Source organism: Pseudomonas sp. B1-22 (assembly GCF_050474425.1).
Lineage (GTDB): Bacteria > Pseudomonadota > Gammaproteobacteria > Pseudomonadales > Pseudomonadaceae > Pseudomonas.
On sequence record NZ_JBCHVH010000002.1, the window covers coordinates 367612 to 384116 of the forward strand.

General features: G+C 66.8%; 12 protein-coding genes. 7 read left to right on the forward strand and 5 right to left on the reverse strand.

Going from position 1 to position 16505, the window contains the following annotated elements:
- Nucleotides 1-106: 106 nt before the first annotated feature.
- The 3 genes from ACQ5BL_RS08575 to recQ form a co-directional block, all read right to left on the reverse strand.
- A complete protein-coding gene (locus ACQ5BL_RS08575) occupies nt 107-1123 on the reverse strand; it encodes a DUF2804 domain-containing protein (RefSeq protein WP_243808823.1) in 1017 nt (338 codons plus the stop codon).
- 256 nt (nt 1124-1379) lie between these two features.
- Nucleotides 1380-2576, reverse strand: a complete 1197-nt coding sequence (locus tag ACQ5BL_RS08580) for a GGDEF domain-containing protein (protein ID WP_243434899.1) — start codon at nt 2574-2576, stop codon at nt 1380-1382.
- Nucleotides 2577-2771: 195 nt separating this feature from the next.
- Nucleotides 2772-4916 carry a DNA helicase RecQ gene (recQ, locus tag ACQ5BL_RS08585; RefSeq protein WP_243808824.1) on the reverse strand — a complete coding sequence of 715 codons (2145 nt, stop codon included), beginning with the start codon at nt 4914-4916 and terminating at the stop codon, nt 2772-2774.
- Nucleotides 4917-5112: 196 nt separating this feature from the next.
- Here recQ and ACQ5BL_RS08590 point away from each other — a divergent pair, with 196 nt between their 5' ends.
- From ACQ5BL_RS08590 to lapD, 4 genes are all read left to right on the forward strand, one after another.
- The gene (locus tag ACQ5BL_RS08590; RefSeq protein ID WP_207888389.1) at nt 5113-5700 is read left to right on the forward strand and encodes a YecA family protein; all 588 of its coding nucleotides are present in this window, start codon (nt 5113-5115) and stop codon (nt 5698-5700) included.
- Between the two features lie 50 nt (nt 5701-5750).
- Nucleotides 5751-6149, forward strand: a complete 399-nt coding sequence (locus ACQ5BL_RS08595) for a YbaN family protein (RefSeq protein ID WP_243808825.1) — start codon at nt 5751-5753, stop codon at nt 6147-6149.
- Nucleotides 6150-6236: 87 nt separating this feature from the next.
- Entirely contained in the window at nt 6237-6938 is a 702-nt protein-coding gene (gene lapG, locus ACQ5BL_RS08600; RefSeq protein WP_207888391.1) for a cysteine protease LapG, read from the forward strand.
- Nucleotides 6939-6950: 12 nt separating this feature from the next.
- Nucleotides 6951-8906 carry a cyclic di-GMP receptor LapD gene (lapD, locus tag ACQ5BL_RS08605; protein WP_430293093.1) on the forward strand — a complete coding sequence of 652 codons (1956 nt, stop codon included), beginning with the start codon at nt 6951-6953 and terminating at the stop codon, nt 8904-8906.
- Between the two features lie 694 nt (nt 8907-9600).
- Here the strand turns inward: lapD and pap are convergent.
- Complete coding sequence (gene pap / locus ACQ5BL_RS08610; RefSeq protein WP_243808827.1) at nt 9601-11094, reverse strand: polyphosphate:AMP phosphotransferase; 1494 nt, start codon at nt 11092-11094, stop codon at nt 9601-9603.
- Nucleotides 11095-11307: 213 nt separating this feature from the next.
- Here pap and mnmC point away from each other — a divergent pair, with 213 nt between their 5' ends.
- Together mnmC and ACQ5BL_RS08620 are read left to right on the forward strand one after the other, a co-directional pair.
- A complete protein-coding gene (mnmC, locus tag ACQ5BL_RS08615; RefSeq protein WP_243808828.1) occupies nt 11308-13302 on the forward strand; it encodes a bifunctional tRNA (5-methylaminomethyl-2-thiouridine)(34)-methyltransferase MnmD/FAD-dependent 5-carboxymethylaminomethyl-2-thiouridine(34) oxidoreductase MnmC in 1995 nt (664 codons plus the stop codon).
- Between the two features lie 52 nt (nt 13303-13354).
- A complete protein-coding gene (locus ACQ5BL_RS08620) occupies nt 13355-14107 on the forward strand; it encodes a sulfite exporter TauE/SafE family protein (RefSeq protein WP_243808829.1) in 753 nt (250 codons plus the stop codon).
- Here the strand turns inward: ACQ5BL_RS08620 and ACQ5BL_RS08625 are convergent.
- Nucleotides 14104-14586, reverse strand: a complete 483-nt coding sequence (locus ACQ5BL_RS08625) for a MarR family winged helix-turn-helix transcriptional regulator (protein WP_243434853.1) — start codon at nt 14584-14586, stop codon at nt 14104-14106. The genes ACQ5BL_RS08620 and ACQ5BL_RS08625 overlap by 4 nt on opposite strands.
- A gap of 130 nt (nt 14587-14716) precedes the next feature.
- Between ACQ5BL_RS08625 and ACQ5BL_RS08630 the strand changes: the two genes are divergently transcribed.
- On the forward strand, nt 14717-16486 hold the full coding sequence (locus ACQ5BL_RS08630) for an N-acetylglutaminylglutamine amidotransferase (RefSeq protein ID WP_243808830.1): 1770 nt from the start codon (nt 14717-14719) through the stop codon (nt 16484-16486).
- The last annotated feature ends 19 nt before the right edge of the window (nt 16487-16505 follow it).

Sequence of the window (16505 nt, forward strand, 5' to 3'; positions counted from 1 at the left end):
TTCAGGTCACGAATCGGGATGATTCAGCGAAGTTGATTTGACTAATTATTAGCCAGCTAATCAAGCCCGTACAATGACAGATTGTCGCAGGGTGTGACGCAACACCTCACCACTTGGCATATTGGTCCTCGACGAACCCCCACAGGTTGTTGATACTCACCTCCGCCCGCCCCGCCGGCCGCAGCACGCCACTGAAGCGACCGAATATCTGCTTGAAGTTGCTCGCCAACACACCGAGGTTGAGACGCTCCTGGTGCAGGCCGTGGGCCTCGAAGCGCAGCTCGACCTGACCATCGAAGGAACGGATGCTCCAGGGCCCCAGCGGATGGTCGCGGTCGAACTCGAAGCGCACCGTGTCCACCTTCACCAGCCTGCCGTCCAGCCAGTAGCAGTTCTCGGTGAAACTGGTCTCGTTGACCCCGCACGACAGGTTCAGGCCGACGCGCTGGCCCTGCGCCTCGCCGGACAAGCAGGCCCAGTTCCAGAAGGTCTCGCGGCGCATGTAGCCGGCGGACCAGTCATGATGGGCGTAGGCATCCAGCTCGCGCAGGTCGTAGTTGCCCAGGGCGCTGCGCACCTCGCCGTGGCAGTGCACGCCGGCCACCTTGCGCGCGTACACCCAGCCATTCGCCGCCGTCGGCGTGCACAGGCTCATCGGCTCGAAGGCCGGCTGCTCCTCGCTGAAGCGCGCATCGATGCGGGTGCTGTCGTCCAGTTCCACCAGCAGCCGCTTCTCCAGCGGCGACGAGCCGTTTTCCAGGCGCAGCCGGTTGCGCCCCTGGCGCAGTTCGCAGACGCCGTCGTCAGGGCTCTGCGAGAAGTTCGCGCCCATGCCCAGCGGGCACTTGAACTGGCGCTCGATCATCCGCCCGCTTTCGGGATGGTAGAGGTAGACGAAGCCGACGGTGAGCAGGCTGATATCGGCCAGGGCGCAACCACCGATCAGGGTCGGGCTGATCAGGCCGAAGTACTGGAACTGGTGGAAGCTGCGCCATTTGCTCAGCGCGCCGAGACGGCGGCCCATGGGCGAGCGGAAGTCGAAGTCGCGGTAGTTGATCGTCGCCGGGGTGGTGGGAAAGATGCCGTAGTGCGGTTGGCCGTTGGGCTGGATCAGCTGCTGCATGGGCGCGGGCTCGGTGGCGGGGTCCGGCGCATCCTAGCACCGGGCCTGCGGGCGCCGCAGTCACGCACGGCGCCAGTGCGAGGGACGGAATGGGCCACATCGGCCAGCACCAATATCCCTGTAGGAGCGCGCCATGCGCGCGATCACGGACAAGGTCCGCGTGACCGGCACGTACCGACGGCCTGGCGCAAGCTAAAGTAAGCGCCCTACAGGCGCTATTCGCGGGCATGGCCCGCTCCTACAGGGTCGGAATGTTTCAGGCCACCACCTGGTTGCGCCCGAACGCCTTCGCCTCGTACAGCGCCCGATCGGCGTGTTCATAGATGCTGCGCAACGGATGCCCGGTCTCCGGCCACAGGCAGGAGACACCAATGGACAACGTCACCTCGTTCGCCGTCAGCGAACCCTCGTGGGCGATGCCCAGCCCCTGCACCGCCTCGCGCAGCACCTCGGCGCGATCCCTGGCCTCGCGCTCGCTGGCGCCGTAGAGCAATACGGCGAACTCCTCGCCGCCCAGGCGCACGGCCATGTCCAGCGGCCGCCGGGCGCAGGCCGCAAGCACCTCGCCGATGCGCTGCAGCACGGTATCGCCGGCCTGGTGGCCATAGCGGTCGTTGTAGGCCTTGAAGTGGTCGACGTCGCAGAGCAGCAGCGCCAGCCCCACGCTCTCGCGCTGCGCCTGGCGCCACAGGCGTTCCAGCTGGCGGTTGAAGCTGCGCCGGTTGTGCAGTCCGGTGAGGCTGTCGTGCTCGGCCATCACCCGCAGCAGGCGGCTGATCAGGAAATGCTGGCGGGACTTGTACTCCAGCAGGTAACACCCCACCGCGCCGACCAGGTTGCCGAACAGCAGGAACACCACGTTGTTGATCAACTTGGGCAGTGGCAGCCCGACATACAGCTCGCCGCCCACGTACGCCAGCAGGATGACGAAGGCGCAGGCCACCGCCTCGGAAAAGCGCAGGCCGATGAGGAAGTAGGCAGCCATGCTGACCAGCAGCAATCCCTCGTAGGGATAGGTCTGGTCGACCGAGTGGGCGATGGCCACCACTGCAGCGGCACCGACGCCGATACAGAGGATGCAGGCCAGGCTCAGCGGAACCAGCAGCTGGGTGTGGCGTCGCTGCAGGATCAACGCGCCGCAGGCCACCAGCAGCACCAGTACGCCGAGGCGCACGGCAAGCATCTGCCAATGCACCGGGCCGCTGATGAGGAGAAAGTCGATGACCGCCAGAGCCAGCCAGATCAGCACCCCGATGGTCAGCGCGGTGCGCTTGAGATCGAAGCTGTCTTCGAGCAGGTAGTGACGGTATTGGACTTCGAGGTCGGGTTCGAAACGCAGGCGGCGAAAGCCCCGGGAGAGCTGTTCGGCATAGGCATTGGTGTGGACGTCGTCCAGCCAGTTTTGTTGTTGTGACACGCTCACCTCTTCTCGTGGAGGTCTAAGTGCCACCATAGCCGTTCGGGACGCGCGTCACAAGTTTGTCGTTTTGCTCCGTCACGAAACTGACGGCCATTTCCTTCGACGCTTCAGGTTCACCCCCGTAGGAGCGGACTCCGTCCGCGATGGCTATGCCCCGCTCCCGGGTAGGCCGGAGTGGGCGGTGAGTCGATCGCGGACGAAGTCCGCTCCTACATCAGCGCCAGCCGGTCAGACCTCAAGTTCAGCCTGCAGCGCGGCGCGCACGCAATGCAGCACGCCCAGCGGCACGCGACCTTCGAACAACTCGGCGATGGCGCTCACTGGCGGCAGTTCGCCATCCTCGTCGAGGAAGGCGTCCTGCACTTCGCCGAGCAGCTCCTCGGGCAGGTCCAGCGCCTGTTCCAAAGTCAGTTGCTGGCGGCCGATGGCCTCGGCCAGCAGGCTGTAGACGTTCTTCTCGCTGCAATCGAGCTGGCGGGCGATCTGTGCCGGGGTCATGCCGGCGCGGGCCAGGGTCACCAGTTCGTGGCGCAGGTCGGTGACCGGGGCCGGGGTGTCCGGTGCCTTGTCCGACTCGGTGAGCACATCGAGGAAGGCCTGGCCGTAGCGCTCCAGCTTGCGCGCACCCACGCCGCTGACCTGCGCCATGGCGGACAGCGTGGTCGGCTGGCTGCGCAGCATTTCCAGCAGGGTGGCGTCGGGGAAGATGACGTAGGGCGGCACCGAGTGCTCCTCGGCCAGCTTGCGCCGCAGCGTGCGCAGGGCTTCCCACATCTCGCGCTCTTCCTGGCGCACCAGTTGGCTGGCCGGGCTGGCTCCGCCGGAGGAGGAAGACTTGCTGCGCTGCGGCTTGGGATCGCGGCGCAGGGCCAGCGTTTCTTCGCCGCGCAGCAGCGGACGGCAGGCCTCGGTCAGGCGCAGGCCGTTGAAGCCGTCGACATCCACGTCGGCAAAGCCCCGGGCGACCAGTTGGCGGAACAGCGTGCGCCACTCGTCCTCGCCACGGGACTTGCCGATGCCGAACACCGCCAGGTGCTGGTGGCCCACGCTGCGCACCTTCTCGGTGTCCTTGCCCAGCAGCACGTCCACCAGGTGGCCGACGCCGTAGCGCTGGCCGCTGCGATAGATGGCCGACAAGGCCTGGCGCGCGGGTTCGGTGGCATCCCAGGTTTCCACCCCGTCGACGCAGATGTCGCAGTGGCCGCAAGGGTTGGGCATCACCTCGTCGAAGTAGGCCAGCAGCGCCTGGCGGCGGCAGCGGGTTTCCTCGCACAGCGCCAGCATGGCTTCGAGCTTGTGCCGCTCGACGCGCTTGTGGCGCTCGTCGCCCTCGGAGTTCTGCATCATCTGCCGCAGCAGCAACACATCCTGCAGGCCGTAGGCCATCCAGGCATCGGCGGGCAGGCCGTCACGGCCGGCGCGGCCGGTTTCCTGGTAGTACGCTTCCAGGCTTTTCGGCAGGTCCAGGTGCGCGACGAAGCGTACGTTGGGCTTGTCGATGCCCATGCCAAAGGCGATGGTGGCCACCATGATCAGCCCTTCCTCGTTGAGGAAGCGCTTCTGGTGATAGGCACGCAGGTCGTTGGACAGCCCCGCGTGGTACGGCAGCGCCGGGAAGCCCTGGGCGGAGAGGAACTCGGCGACCTCCTCGACCTTCTTGCGCGACATGCAGTAGACGATGCCCGCATCGCCGCGCCGCTCGGCGAGGAAGCCCAGCAGCTGCTTGCGCGGCTGCTCCTTGGGCACGATGCGGTAGAAAATGTTCGGCCGGTCGAAGCTGGAGAGGAACTGCTCGGCGTTCTGCAGGTGCAGGCGCTGGATCATCTCCTCGCGGGTGCGCATGTCCGCCGTGGCGGTCAGGGCGATGCGCGGCACGTCCGGGAACAACTCGGCGAGTTGGCCCAGTTGCAGGTATTCGGGACGGAAGTCGTGGCCCCACTGCGACACGCAGTGCGCTTCGTCGATGGCGAACAGGCCGATCTGCAGGCGCTGCAGGAACGCCAGCATGCGCGGCTGCACCAGGCGTTCGGGGGCCAGGTAAAGCAGCTTGATCTCGCCGCGCTGCAGACGGTCGGCGATCTCGCGCTGGGCGTCGGGGCTGAGCGAGGAGTTCAGCGCCGCCACCGGCACGCCCAGCTCGTCCAGCGTGGCGACCTGGTCCTCCATCAGCGCGATCAGCGGCGAAACCACCACCGTCAGGCCGTCGCGCAGCAGCGCCGGGACCTGGAAGCACAGCGACTTGCCGCCGCCGGTGGGCATCAGCACCAGGGCATCGCCGCCACTGGCCACGCGCTCGATGATCCGCGCCTGATTGCCACGGAAGGCGTCGTAACCGAAAACGTCTTTGAGGATGCGCTGGGCCTGGTCGAGCATGGGGGACTCCGAATGAAGCCGGGCATTATACGCAAGCCGTCCGCCTGCGACCGGCACCTTGTCCGGGAAACTGCGGAAAAATCCGCCACATGCGTCCGAAGCCCGCGTCAGCACGGGCCGCGCGGGTATTTCGCTTTTGCCGCGAGGCCCCGGAACGACTACAATCGGGGGCCGATCACCTCCGAGGTAGTACCCGATGTCCTTCGCCGACCAATTGTCCCGCCTGCAAGCCTTTCTCGATGCCGATGACCTGCACGAGGAAGCCTTGGACTACGTGGCGGCACACGGCTACCTGACCGCCCTGGCGATCTGCCCGGAGGAAGTGCCGGAGCGCGAGTGGATCGACGCCCTGTTCGCCGAGCCGCCGCACTACCGCAGCGACGAAGAACGTGCCGAGATCGAAGGCACCCTGGTCCAGCTCAAGGCGCACATCACCCGCCAGATGGCCGGTGACGAAGAACTGGAACTGCCGTGCGAGCCCTACCTGGGCGACGAGCCGGACGACTCCGACATCCGCGGCTGGTGCATCGGCTTCATGGAAGGTGTGTTCCTGCGCGAAGCGGTGTGGTTCGAGCAGGCCGAGGAAGAAGTCAGCGAACTGCTGCTGCCGATCATGGTCGGTTCCGGCCTGTTCGACGAACAGCCCGAGTTCGACGAGATCGCCCGCGACCGCCAACTGGTCGACGACATGGTCGCTCAGATTCCCGAGCTGCTGACCAACCTGTTCCTGCTGTGCCAGGCCCCGGAAGAGAAGCCGGCCCTGCTGAAACCCCGCACTCATTGATCCGGCGCCGGAGCCGCGCCCTGCGGCTCCGGACTCGATCGCGCACACCGATGTCACGGCAAATCCGCCAAAGCCGCCACGCCTGGGTTCGCTATCTGCTGCTCGGCGTCGGCTGGCTCAGCGTGGCGCTGGGCGTGATCGGCATCTTCCTGCCGGTGCTGCCCACCACGCCCTTCCTCCTGCTCGCCGCCGCCTGCTTCATGCGCAGCTCCCAGCGCTTCTACGACTGGCTGGTGAACCACCCCAAGCTCGGCCCCTGGATCCGTGACTACCTGGACGGCGAAGGTATTCCGCTCAAGGGCAAGGTCTACGCCATCGGCCTGATGTGGAGCAGCATCGCCCTCTCCTGCTACCTGGTGCAGCGGCCGTGGGCCTGGGGCTTCATGCTGACCAGCGCGACGCTGGTGACGATCTATCTGCTCCGGGTCAAGACACGTCGACTGGACTAGACCGCACAGCCCCACTCACTGGCAATACGCCAGCGCAACTTTCCACGGACCGCCTAGACTCCATTCATCCCACATGGAGCGCTGGCGATGCAGCCAACCGGAGGAGCCCTTAGGCTGTTCGCCAGCCCGCTGCGTCTGCGGGCCGGTGCGCTGCTGCTCGCGCTCCTCGCGCTGACGGCCGGCGCCGCCTGGAACTTCGACACCATCCTGCAGAACGCCGAACAGCAATACGGCAACCTGGGCACCGCGAAAACCCGCATCCAGTCCTGGGGCCGGCTGATCGACGACAGCGAAAACCTCGACGAAGCAGCCAAGCTCAAGGCGGTCAACGCCTTCTTCAATGGCGCCCTGGTGTTCACCGACGACCGTACCGTCTGGCACCAGGAGGACTACTGGGCGACGCCCGTGGAATCCCTCTACAAGGGCGCCGGCGACTGCGAGGACTACTCCATCGCCAAGTACGTCACCCTGCGCCGCCTCGGAGTCGCCAGCGACAAGCTGCGCATCACCTACGTCAAGGCGCTGCAGCAGAACCAGGCGCACATGGTGCTCACCTATTACCCCACCCCCACTGCCGACCCGCTGGTGCTGGACAACCTGATCCCGCAGATCAGGCCCGCCTCCCAGCGCAGGGACCTCCTGCCCGTCTACGCCTTCAACGCAGAAGGGCTGTGGTTGCCCGGCCCCGGCGGCGGCAAGCGCACCGGCGACAGCAAGAAGCTGTCGCGCTGGCAGGACCTGTTGACCAAGATGCGCGCCGAGGGCCTGGACCTCGACGAGACGCGATAGGAGAAACCCGGCATGTCATTGCTCAAGCAACTGTTCCTGGCGATCTGCCTGTTCCTCGTAGTGGCCTTCGCCGGCAGCTTCGTCACCAGCCTGGAGAGCTCCCGCGAGCAGATGATCAGCCAGTTGCGCTCCCACGCCCAGGACGCTGCCACCGCGCTGGGCCTGTCGCTGACGCCGCACGTGGACGACCCGGCGATGATCGAACTGATGGTCAGCTCGATCTTCGACTCCGGCTACTTCGCCACCATCCGCGTGGTCAGCATCGCGGACGGCAAGGTCATCGTCGAACGGGATACCGACACCCAGTCCGAACAGGTGCCGCACTGGTTCGCCCGCCTGGTGAACCTCAAGGCCCAGGGCGGCGACGCGCTGATCATGCGCGGCTGGGAACAGGCCGCGCGGGTCGAGGTGGTCAGCCATCCGCAGTTCGCCCTGGCCAAGCTGTGGGACAGCGCGCTGGGCAGCCTGGCCTGGTTGCTGCTGTGCGGGCTGATCAGCGCCATCCTCGGCGGCTGGCTGCTGCGCACCCAGTTGAAGCCGCTGGACCAGATGGTGCAGCAGGCCCAGGCCATCACCCGCCGCGAATTCCTCACCCTGCCCAAGGAGCCGCGTACCCCCGAGCTCAAACGCGTGGTCCAGGCGATGAACCAGATGGTCGACAAGCTCAAGGCGCTGTTCGCCGAGGAAGCCTCGCGCAGCGAGAAGCTGCGCGAAGAGGCCTACCAGGACAGCCTCTCGGGCCTGGCCAACCGCCGCCTGTTCGATGCGCGCCTGAATGCGCAACTCTCACCCAGCGAACAGAACGCCGCCGGCTACCTGCTGCTGCTGCGCCTGAACGACCTGGCCGGACTCAACCATCGCCTGGGCGGACAACGCACCGACGCATTGATCCGCGATGTGGCCGAGCTGCTGGAGCGGGTGCGCCAGCACCACGGCACCCCGGAATGGCTGGCCGCGCGCAGCCGCGGCGGCGAATTCACCCTGCTCGCCCCCGGCCTGGACAGCGCCAGCGCCGAGCAGCTGGCGGACGAGCTGAGCGCCTCCCTGGAAAACCTGCGCGGCACCGGCGCCAGCGACTGCACGCCGGTGGCGCACCTGGGCCTGTCGGCCTTCCGCCCCGGCGAAGCCCCCGCCAGCGTGCTATCCCGCGCCGACCAGGCACTGGCGCAGTCGCAAGCCTCGCCGGACCGCCCCTGGCAGCGCCTGGACAGCTCCGGCAGCCAGCCGGCGCAGGACTCCCACGCCTGGCGCGACTGGCTCGACGACGCCCTGCAGAAAGGCAAGCTGCAGCTCTGGTTCCAACCCGTGCGCGCCTGCGCCGAAGGCGGCGAACTGCTGCACCAGAAAGTCCTCGCCCGCCTGCTCGACCCGCAAGGCGAAGCCGTGGCCGCCGGCCAGTTCCTGCCCTGGATCGAACGCTTCGGCTGGTCCGCGCGCTTTGACCTGGCGATGCTCGAACACGCCCTCGCCCATCTCGCCCAGCAACCAGCACCGCTGGCGCTGTCGCTTTCGGCGGAAACCGTGCGCGGCGCCGCACCGCTGCGCCAGCTGTTCGACGTCCTGCGCGCCCATCCCCAGGAAGCCCGGCTGATCACCCTGGAAGTGGACGAACGCTACCTGCCGCCGCCGGCGGAGCTGGAGAAACTCGCCCAGTCCGTGCAGGAAGTCGGCTCCCGCGTCGGCCTGCAGCACTTCGGCGGCCGTTTCAGCCTGATCGGCAACCTCACCCGCCTGGGCCTGGCCTACCTGAAGATCGACGGCAGCTACATCCGTGCCATCGACCAGGACAACGACAAGCGCCTGTTCATCGAGGCGGTGTTCCGTGCGGCCAACAGCATCGACCTGCCGCTGATCGCGGAGATGGTGGAAAGCGAGGGTGAGCTGAAGGTATTGCGGGAGATGGGGATCGCCGGGGCCATGGGCCGCCTCATCGGGGCGCCGCGGCCGTCGCAGAAGAATGGGGCGTAGGAGCAGCTGTCTTTTGGGCTATTCGCTGCGCTCACCCTTCGGGCCGCACTGAAGTGCGTTCAGCGCAAGCGCTGTCCCGCGTTCGCGGGAGTGACGGTGCAAGGTATCGCCCCCGCACAGGTCATCCCCGCGAACGCGGGGATCCAGAAGAAGGTAGGAGCAACGGTCCGCGATGCTTGGGGTTGGGCATTTCTGCGCCGCTTCGGCGTGTGCTGTGAGATTTTGTTTCGCCCCCTCGGGCGAGTCCCTTTTGGCGCCCTACGCAGCGCAAGAGCATCGCGGACGGAGTCCGCTCCTACGGGAGCAAAAGCAGCGCGGATCAAGATGCTCTGCACTAGCTCTTGAAGACTTCCAGAGAAACCTCCGCGCACTCCGAACGCCCCTTCAGGAGGCCGAGTGGAATCGGAGTTTCAGGGGTTGAGCGGCATGGATGCCGCGAGAGCGTCGTTGGGCCATGGATGGCCCGTCGACGCGTGCCCCTGAAACTTCGATGGAGCGAGGGAACCCCGGCGAAGCCGGGGCCGGATGCAGGGGCAAGACCTTTGGTTACTTTCTGTCGTTTGAGAAAGTAACTCGCCCGAGGGGGCGAAACCCAATACATCAGCACACGCCGAAGCGGCGCATACACACCCAAACCAAAAGCATCGCGGGTTCGCAGAAGAACCAGGCGCCCCCTCGCTCCTAAGGAATGCCCTCACCCCTTCTTCTTCGCGTACGCCGCCTCCAGCGCATCGTTGATGGTGCGCAGCACCTTCACCCGCGCAAACCGCTTGTCATTGGCCTCCACCAGCGTCCACGGCGCGATCTCGGTGCTGGTGCGGTCGACCATGTCCCCCACCGCGTCCACATAAAGATCCCACTTGTCACGGTTGCGCCAGTCTTCCTCGGTGATCTTGAAGCGCTTGAACGGAATCGACTCGCGCTCCTTGAAGCGCTCCAGCTGGGTCTCCTGATCGATGGACAGCCAGAACTTCACCACCACGATGCCGAAGTTGACCAACTGCTCCTCGAAGTCGTTGATCTCCGCGTAGGCGCGCAACCAGTCCGCATCCGAGGCGAAGCCCTCGACCCGTTCCACCAGTACGCGGCCATACCAGGAGCGGTCGAAGATGGTGAACTGCCGGCGCGCCGGCATGTGCCGCCAGAAACGCCACAGGTACGGCTGCGCGCGCTCCTCCTCGGTGGGCGCGGCGATCGGCACGATGTGGTACTGCCGCGGGTCCAGTGCGTCGGTCACGCGGCGGATGGCGCCGCCCTTGCCGGCGGCGTCGTTGCCCTCGAACACGGCGACCAGCGAATGGCTGCGGAAGCGCTTGTCGCGCATCAACGTGGCCAGGCGCGCCTGCTCCTTGGCCATCTGCTCCTTGTACTGGTCCTTGTCCAGCGCCAGGCTCAGGTCGAGCGCGCCGAGCAGCCCCTTGTTGTCCAGGCTGGAAACCAGGGGCGCGGCATGGGGTTGCGGTGTGGGGCGGCCCTCGCGCTTGAGCGCCGCCTGCAGGCCTTCGAGGATGGTGCGGCCCACCGTCAGGCTGCGGTAGCGCTCATCGGCGCCCTCGACCACGTACCAGGGCGCATAGTCGCGGCTGGTGCGGCGCAGCACGCGCTCGCCGTAGCGCACGAACTTGTCGTAGACCTCGCTCTGCTTCCAGTCCAGGTCGCTGAGCTGCCAGCTGCGCTGCGGGTCGTTCTCCAGGGTCTTGAGGCGTTCCTTGAGCTGCTTCTTGGACAGGTGGAACCAGAACTTGAAGATCAGCGCGCCTTCGTCGGAATACATGCGTTCGAAGCGCTCGGCGTCGCCGATCAGGCCGTCCAGCTGGCTGTCCTTGATCTCGCCGGTCACCCGCGAATAGAGCATCTGGCTGTACCAGTTGCCGAAGAAGATGCCGATGCGCCCCTTGGGCGGCAGTTTGCGCCAGAAACGCCATTGCGGCGGGCGGGAGAGTTCCTCGTCGGTGGGCAGGAGGAAGCTCTCCACCTGGATCAGGCGCGGGTCCATCCATTCGTTGAGCAGCTTCACCGTCTCGCCCTTGCCGGCGCCCTCGATGCCGTTGATCAGGATGATTACCGGGAAGCGCGCCTGCTGCTTGAGCTCGTACTGGGCTTCGAGCAAGGCCTCGCGCAGGACGGCGACCTCCTTCTCGTAGGTTTCCTTGTCGATGGAATGGCCGATCTCGGCGGATTCGAACATGCACCTCTCCTTGTTTCCGAATGCCATAAAAGGTAGCGGATGTGCCGGCAGCACTGTCGAGATTTTGTCGTGCCCGTGACAATGACACGCAGGATCGGCAGCTAGCCGACCATCCGCCGCGGCAACGCGGCGCACATCGAAACATCGCCAACCGCTGAGGTCCGCGCGACGGATCGGCTAAACTGCCGCCTTTGCTTTCACCACGATCGACGCATGTCCCCTACCCCACCCAAACCCCATAGCGCCCAGATCGACTGGGACGAAAACGGCCAACCCACCTCCCGCGTCTACGGCGACGTGTACTTCTCCCGCGCCTCCGGCATCGCGGAGACGCACCACGTGTTCATCGCCGGCAACCGCCTGCCCGAACGCTTCGCCGCACTGCCGGCCGGCGGACGGCTGTGCATCGGCGAGACAGGCTTCGGTACCGGGCTGAACTTCCTCTGCGCCTGGCAGCAGTTCGAGGCGCTGGCGCCGGCCGATGCGCGGCTGCATTTCGTCAGCGTGGAGAAGTTCCCGGTGGCGCTGGAGGACCTGCGTCGTGCCTTCGCCCTCTGGCCGGAGCTGGCGCACCTGTCGGAGCAGCTGCTGGCGCAGTACGTCGGGATCAACCCCGGCTTCCAGCGCTTCGTCTTCGCCGGCGGCCGCGTGGTACTGACCCTGCTGGTGGGCGACGTGCTGGACATGCTGCCGGAGCTGGACGCACGCATCGACGCCTGGTTCCTCGATGGCTTCTCCCCGTCGAAGAACCCCGAGATGTGGAACGACGCGCTGTACGCCCAGCTTGCCAGGCTCTCGGCGCCGGGCACGACCCTGGCTACCTTCACCAGCGCCGGTTTCGTCCGCCGTGGATTGGGCGCCGCCGGCTTCAAGATCCGTCGCACCCTGGGCTTCGGCAAGAAATGGGAAATGTCCCAGGGCGAATACGTCGGCGCCGAACCGCCTGCCGCTAAACCCTGGTACGCCCGCCCTGCCCGTCGCTCTCCCCAGGACGGCGAGGGCCCGCGCGAGGCACTGGTGATCGGCGGCGGCATGGCCGGTTGCGCCAGCGCCGCCAGCCTCGCCGCACGCGGTTGGCAGGTGACGCTGATCGAACGCCACGGCGCCCTGGCCGAGGAAGCCTCGGGCAATCCCCAGGGCGTGCTCTACCTCAAGCTGTCGGCCCACGGCACCGCATTGTCGCGCCTGATCGTCAGCGGATTCGGGCATACCCGGCGGCTGATCGAAAGGTTGCAGAAAGACCAGGACTGGTCCGACTGCGGCGTATTGCAACTGGGGTTCGACGAGGCCGAAACCGAGCGCCAGGCGAAGCTGGCCGAGGCCTTCCCCGACACGCTGCTGCGCCAGCTGGACAAGGCCGAAGCCGAGGCCATCGCCGGTATCGGCCTGCCGGCCGGCGGCCTGTTCTACCCCGAGGGCGGCTGGGTGCATCCGCCAGCCCTGTGCCGGCATCTGGCGCAACATCCGAATATCCGTGTGCTGACCGGCGAGGAAGTCCGCCTTCAGCGCGAGGCCGACGGCTGGAGCGCCTGGAGCGGCGGCGACAAGCTCGCCAGCGCGCCGGTCGCCATCCTCGCCACCGCCGCCGAGGTGCGCCGCTTCGAGGGCGCGCAGGGCCTGCCGATGAAGCGCATCCGCGGGCAGATCACCCGCCTGCCGGTCACCGCCGAGAGCGCAGCGCTGAGCACCGTGGTCTGTGCCGAAGGCTACGTCGCCCCGCCACGCCACGGCGAGCACACCTTGGGCGCCAGTTTCGAATTCAAGCGAGACGACACTGAGCCATCATTGGAAGAACACCTGGGCAACCTCGACCTGCTGGCGGAGATATCCACAGACCTGAGCGAACGCCTGCACGTCGCCCAGCTCGACCCGGCAACCCTGCAAGGCCGCGCAGCCTTCCGCTGCACCACGCCGGACTACCTGCCGCTGGTGGGCCCGCTGGCCGACCACGCTGCCTTCGCGGCGGCCTACGCGGTGCTCGGCAAGGACGCCCGGCAGGTGCCGGAAACGCCCTGTCCCTGGCTGGACGGCCTGTACTTGAACAGCGCCCACGGTTCGCGCGGGCTGGTCACCGCTCCGCTGGCCGGCGAGCTGCTGGCGGCCTGGCTGGACGACGAGCCGCTGCCCCTGCCGCGCGCCGTGGCCGAAGCCTGTCACCCCAATCGTTTCTTCCTGCGCGAAGTGGTACGCGGGCAGAAGACATCCTGATCACCGCGCGGCCGGACGGGCCGCGGCAACACTTCCAGAGCGGACCACCGACATGGATGCACTGCTGTTCGAATCCTCCGCCATCGGCCTGATCCTGGGCCTGCTGCTGGGCCTCACCGGCGCCGGCGGTTCGCTGGTGGCCCTGCCCCTGCTGCTCAGCCTGCACCTGCCGCTGCACGATGCCATCGGCGTCAGCCTCGGCGCCGTGGCGCTGTCGGCGGCCATTGGTGCGGTGCCGCGCGCGCGGCAGGGCCAGGTGGCATGGAAGCCGCTGTTCTGGCTGGTGATCACCGGCTGGCCGGGCAATGCCGTCGGCCAGTGGCTGGGGAAATTCGTACCAGACTCCTGGCTGATCGTCGGCTTCTGCCTGCTGGTGCTGTGGTCGGCCTGGCGCATGTGGCAGGGCTCCAGCCAGCCACGCACCTGCAACAAGCCGATGCGCAACGGGCCGTTGCTCGGCGTCGGCCTTGCGGTGGGACTACTCTCCGGCCTGATGGGCGTGGGCGGCGGCTTCCTGATCGTGCCGGGGCTGCTGTGGTTCACCCCGCTGTCGATGCTGGCGGCAACGGCGACCTCGATGGCAGTGATCGCACTGGTGTCCGGCGGCGGCTTCCTGCTCTATCTAACCCATGCCCAGCCGCCGCTGCCGTTGCTGGCGTGCCTTGCGGCGGGCGGCGCGCTCGGCGTGCTGTTCGGCAACCGCCTGGCGGTGCGCCTGGGTGGCGCGACGCTGCAACGTCTGTTCGCCCTGATGCTGGTGGCGGTCAGTCTGTCGCTGGCTGCGCAGAAGTTGCTGACGTCCTAGCTCGCCTCTTCTTCCTCAACCGCCGCGTCGGGTGTCTCGAACAGTTCGGCAGCGCGCAGCAGCCCGGCGAGAATGGTGTGCTGCTCCCATTCCGGCAGTCCGGCAAAACGCTCCAGGGCGTGCTCGGGCAGCAGCTCCGGTCCGTCGCGCAGCGCCTCCAGGCCCGCGTCGTTCAGACTCAGCCACTGCTTGCGGCGGTCGTCGGTATCGCGCCGGCGGGTCAGCAGCCGCTGGCTTTCCAGGCGCGCCAGGGCGCCTGACAGCGACGACTGGGACAGCGCGACCTGCCCGGCCAACTGACCAGCGGTAATTTCCCCCTCCAGCGCCACCACCTGCAGGATCAGCAGTTGCAGCGGCGTCAATTCGCCATCGCGCCCCAGGCTCTTGGAGTGCACGTCGGCCGCCTGCTGCAACCGACGCAACGCCTGCAGCATCGACAGGGCATGGGCATTGCGCGTCTTGGATTTGCTATCGGCCATCATCGCTCACCTGCGCCTTCGAACTTTCCTCAATGAAATCAAATAGAACTCTCAACCAATCGGACGGTCCTCCCCTATGGCCCCCCTGGAGGGACCACCCACTCATCCCCAACGGAGAACCGGTAAGGACATGTGCGGAATAGCAGGAGAACTTCGTTTCGATAAACAGGCCGCCGATCTCGCCGCGGTCGAACGCATCACCCACCACCTCGCCCCGCGGGGCCCCGATGCCTGGGGTTTCCACAGCGAAGGGCCATTGGCCCTGGGACACCGGCGCCTGAAGATCATGGACCTGGCCGAAGCGTCCGGCCAGCCGATGATCGACCCGACGCTGGGCCTGTCGCTGGTGTTCAACGGTGCAATCTACAACTACCCCGAGCTACGCGGGGAGCTGGAAGCCCTCGGCTACCACTTTTTTTCCGGAGGCGATACCGAAGTCCTTCTAAAGGGATACCACGCCTGGGGCGAAGAACTATTGCCTCGCCTCAATGGCATGTTTGCGTTCGCCATCTGGGAACGCGACAAACGGCGTCTGTTCATCGCCCGCGACCGGCTGGGCATCAAGCCGCTGTACCTATCGAAGACCGGCCAGCGCCTGCGCTTCGCCTCCAGCCTGCCGGCGCTGCTAAAGGGTGGCGACATCGATCCGGCGCTGGACCCGGTGGCGCTCAACCACTACCTCAACTTCCACGCCGTGGTGCCCGCACCGCGCACCCTGCTGGCCGAGGTGCAGAAGCTGCCGCCGGCCACCTGGATGAGCATCGACGCCGAAGGCCACACCGAGCGCCAGCGCTGGTGGAACCTCGATTACGGCCCGCTGCCCGATGAGCGGGAACTGACCCTGGACGACTGGGAAGACCGCCTGCTGGGCAGCCTGCGCGACGCCGTGAGCGTGCGCCAGCGCGCCGCCCGCGAAGTCGGCGTGCTGCTCTCCGGCGGAGTCGATTCGAGCCTGCTGGTCGGGCTGCTGCACGAAGCGGGGGTCGACAACCTGCTGACCTTCTCCATCGGCTTCGAGGATGCCGGCGGCGAGCGCGGCGACGAGTTCCAGTACTCCGACCTGATCGCCCGGCACTACGGCACCCGCCACCACCAGCTGCGCATCGCCGAGAAGGAAGTCATCGAGCAGTTGCCGGCGGCCTTCCAGGCCATGAGCGAGCCCATGGTCAGCCATGACTGCATTGCCTTCTACCTGCTCTCCCGCGAAGTGTCGAAGCACTGCAAGGTGGTACAGAGCGGCCAGGGCGCCGACGAGCTGTTCGCCGGCTATCACTGGTACCCGAAGGTGGCCGGCGCCAAGGACCCGCTGCAGGCCTACCGCACCGCGTTCTTCGACCGCAGCCACGGCGAGTATCTGGAAACCGTGCGCGCAGCCCTGCGGGTGGAGGACGTGGCCGGTGAGTTCGTCCGCGAGCACTTCGCCCAGCCCGGCGCCGACGACCCGGTGGACAAGGCCCTGCGCCTGGACAGCACCATCATGCTGGTCGACGACCCGGTCAAGCGGGTCGACAACATGACCATGGCCTGGAGCCTGGAAGCCCGCGTGCCATTCCTCGACTACCGGGTGGCGGAGCTGTCGGCGCGCATCCCTTCGCGCTTCAAGCTCGGCGACGGCGGCAAGCAGGTGCTCAAGGCCGCTGCGCGAAAGGTCATCCCCAACGCGGTCATCGACCGGCCCAAGGGCTACTTCCCGGTGCCGGGCCTCAAGCACCTGCAAGGCAACACCCGTGCCTGGGTCAGCGAACTGCTGCTGGACCCGAGCCAGGATCGAGGCCTGTTCGAGACGGCGATGTTCGACCGCCTGCTCAGCGACCCGTCGACCGACCTCACGCCGCTGCGGGGCTCCAAGCTCTGGCAGTTGGCCGCGCTCAATCTCTGGCTGACCGAACAAGGTTTGTGAAGCCCAGGACGAATGCTTT

Excerpts from the sequence above, each read along its gene's own strand:
- ACQ5BL_RS08575 (WP_243808823.1), bottom strand. The coding sequence starts at position 1,123 with ATGCAGCAGCTGATCCAGCCCAACGGCCAACCGCACTACGGCATCTTT.
- ACQ5BL_RS08580 (WP_243434899.1), bottom strand. The coding sequence starts at position 2,576 with ATGGTGGCACTTAGACCTCCACGAGAAGAGGTGAGCGTGTCACAACAA.
- recQ (WP_243808824.1), bottom strand. The coding sequence starts at position 4,916 with ATGCTCGACCAGGCCCAGCGCATCCTCAAAGACGTTTTCGGTTACGAC.
- ACQ5BL_RS08590 (WP_207888389.1), top strand. The coding sequence starts at position 5,113 with ATGTCCTTCGCCGACCAATTGTCCCGCCTGCAAGCCTTTCTCGATGCC.
- ACQ5BL_RS08595 (WP_243808825.1), top strand. The coding sequence starts at position 5,751 with ATGTCACGGCAAATCCGCCAAAGCCGCCACGCCTGGGTTCGCTATCTG.
- lapG (WP_207888391.1), top strand. The coding sequence starts at position 6,237 with ATGCAGCCAACCGGAGGAGCCCTTAGGCTGTTCGCCAGCCCGCTGCGT.
- lapD (WP_430293093.1), top strand. The coding sequence starts at position 6,951 with ATGTCATTGCTCAAGCAACTGTTCCTGGCGATCTGCCTGTTCCTCGTA.
- pap (WP_243808827.1), bottom strand. The coding sequence starts at position 11,094 with ATGTTCGAATCCGCCGAGATCGGCCATTCCATCGACAAGGAAACCTAC.
- mnmC (WP_243808828.1), top strand. The coding sequence starts at position 11,308 with ATGTCCCCTACCCCACCCAAACCCCATAGCGCCCAGATCGACTGGGAC.
- ACQ5BL_RS08620 (WP_243808829.1), top strand. The coding sequence starts at position 13,355 with ATGGATGCACTGCTGTTCGAATCCTCCGCCATCGGCCTGATCCTGGGC.
- ACQ5BL_RS08625 (WP_243434853.1), bottom strand. The coding sequence starts at position 14,586 with ATGGCCGATAGCAAATCCAAGACGCGCAATGCCCATGCCCTGTCGATG.
- ACQ5BL_RS08630 (WP_243808830.1), top strand. The coding sequence starts at position 14,717 with ATGTGCGGAATAGCAGGAGAACTTCGTTTCGATAAACAGGCCGCCGAT.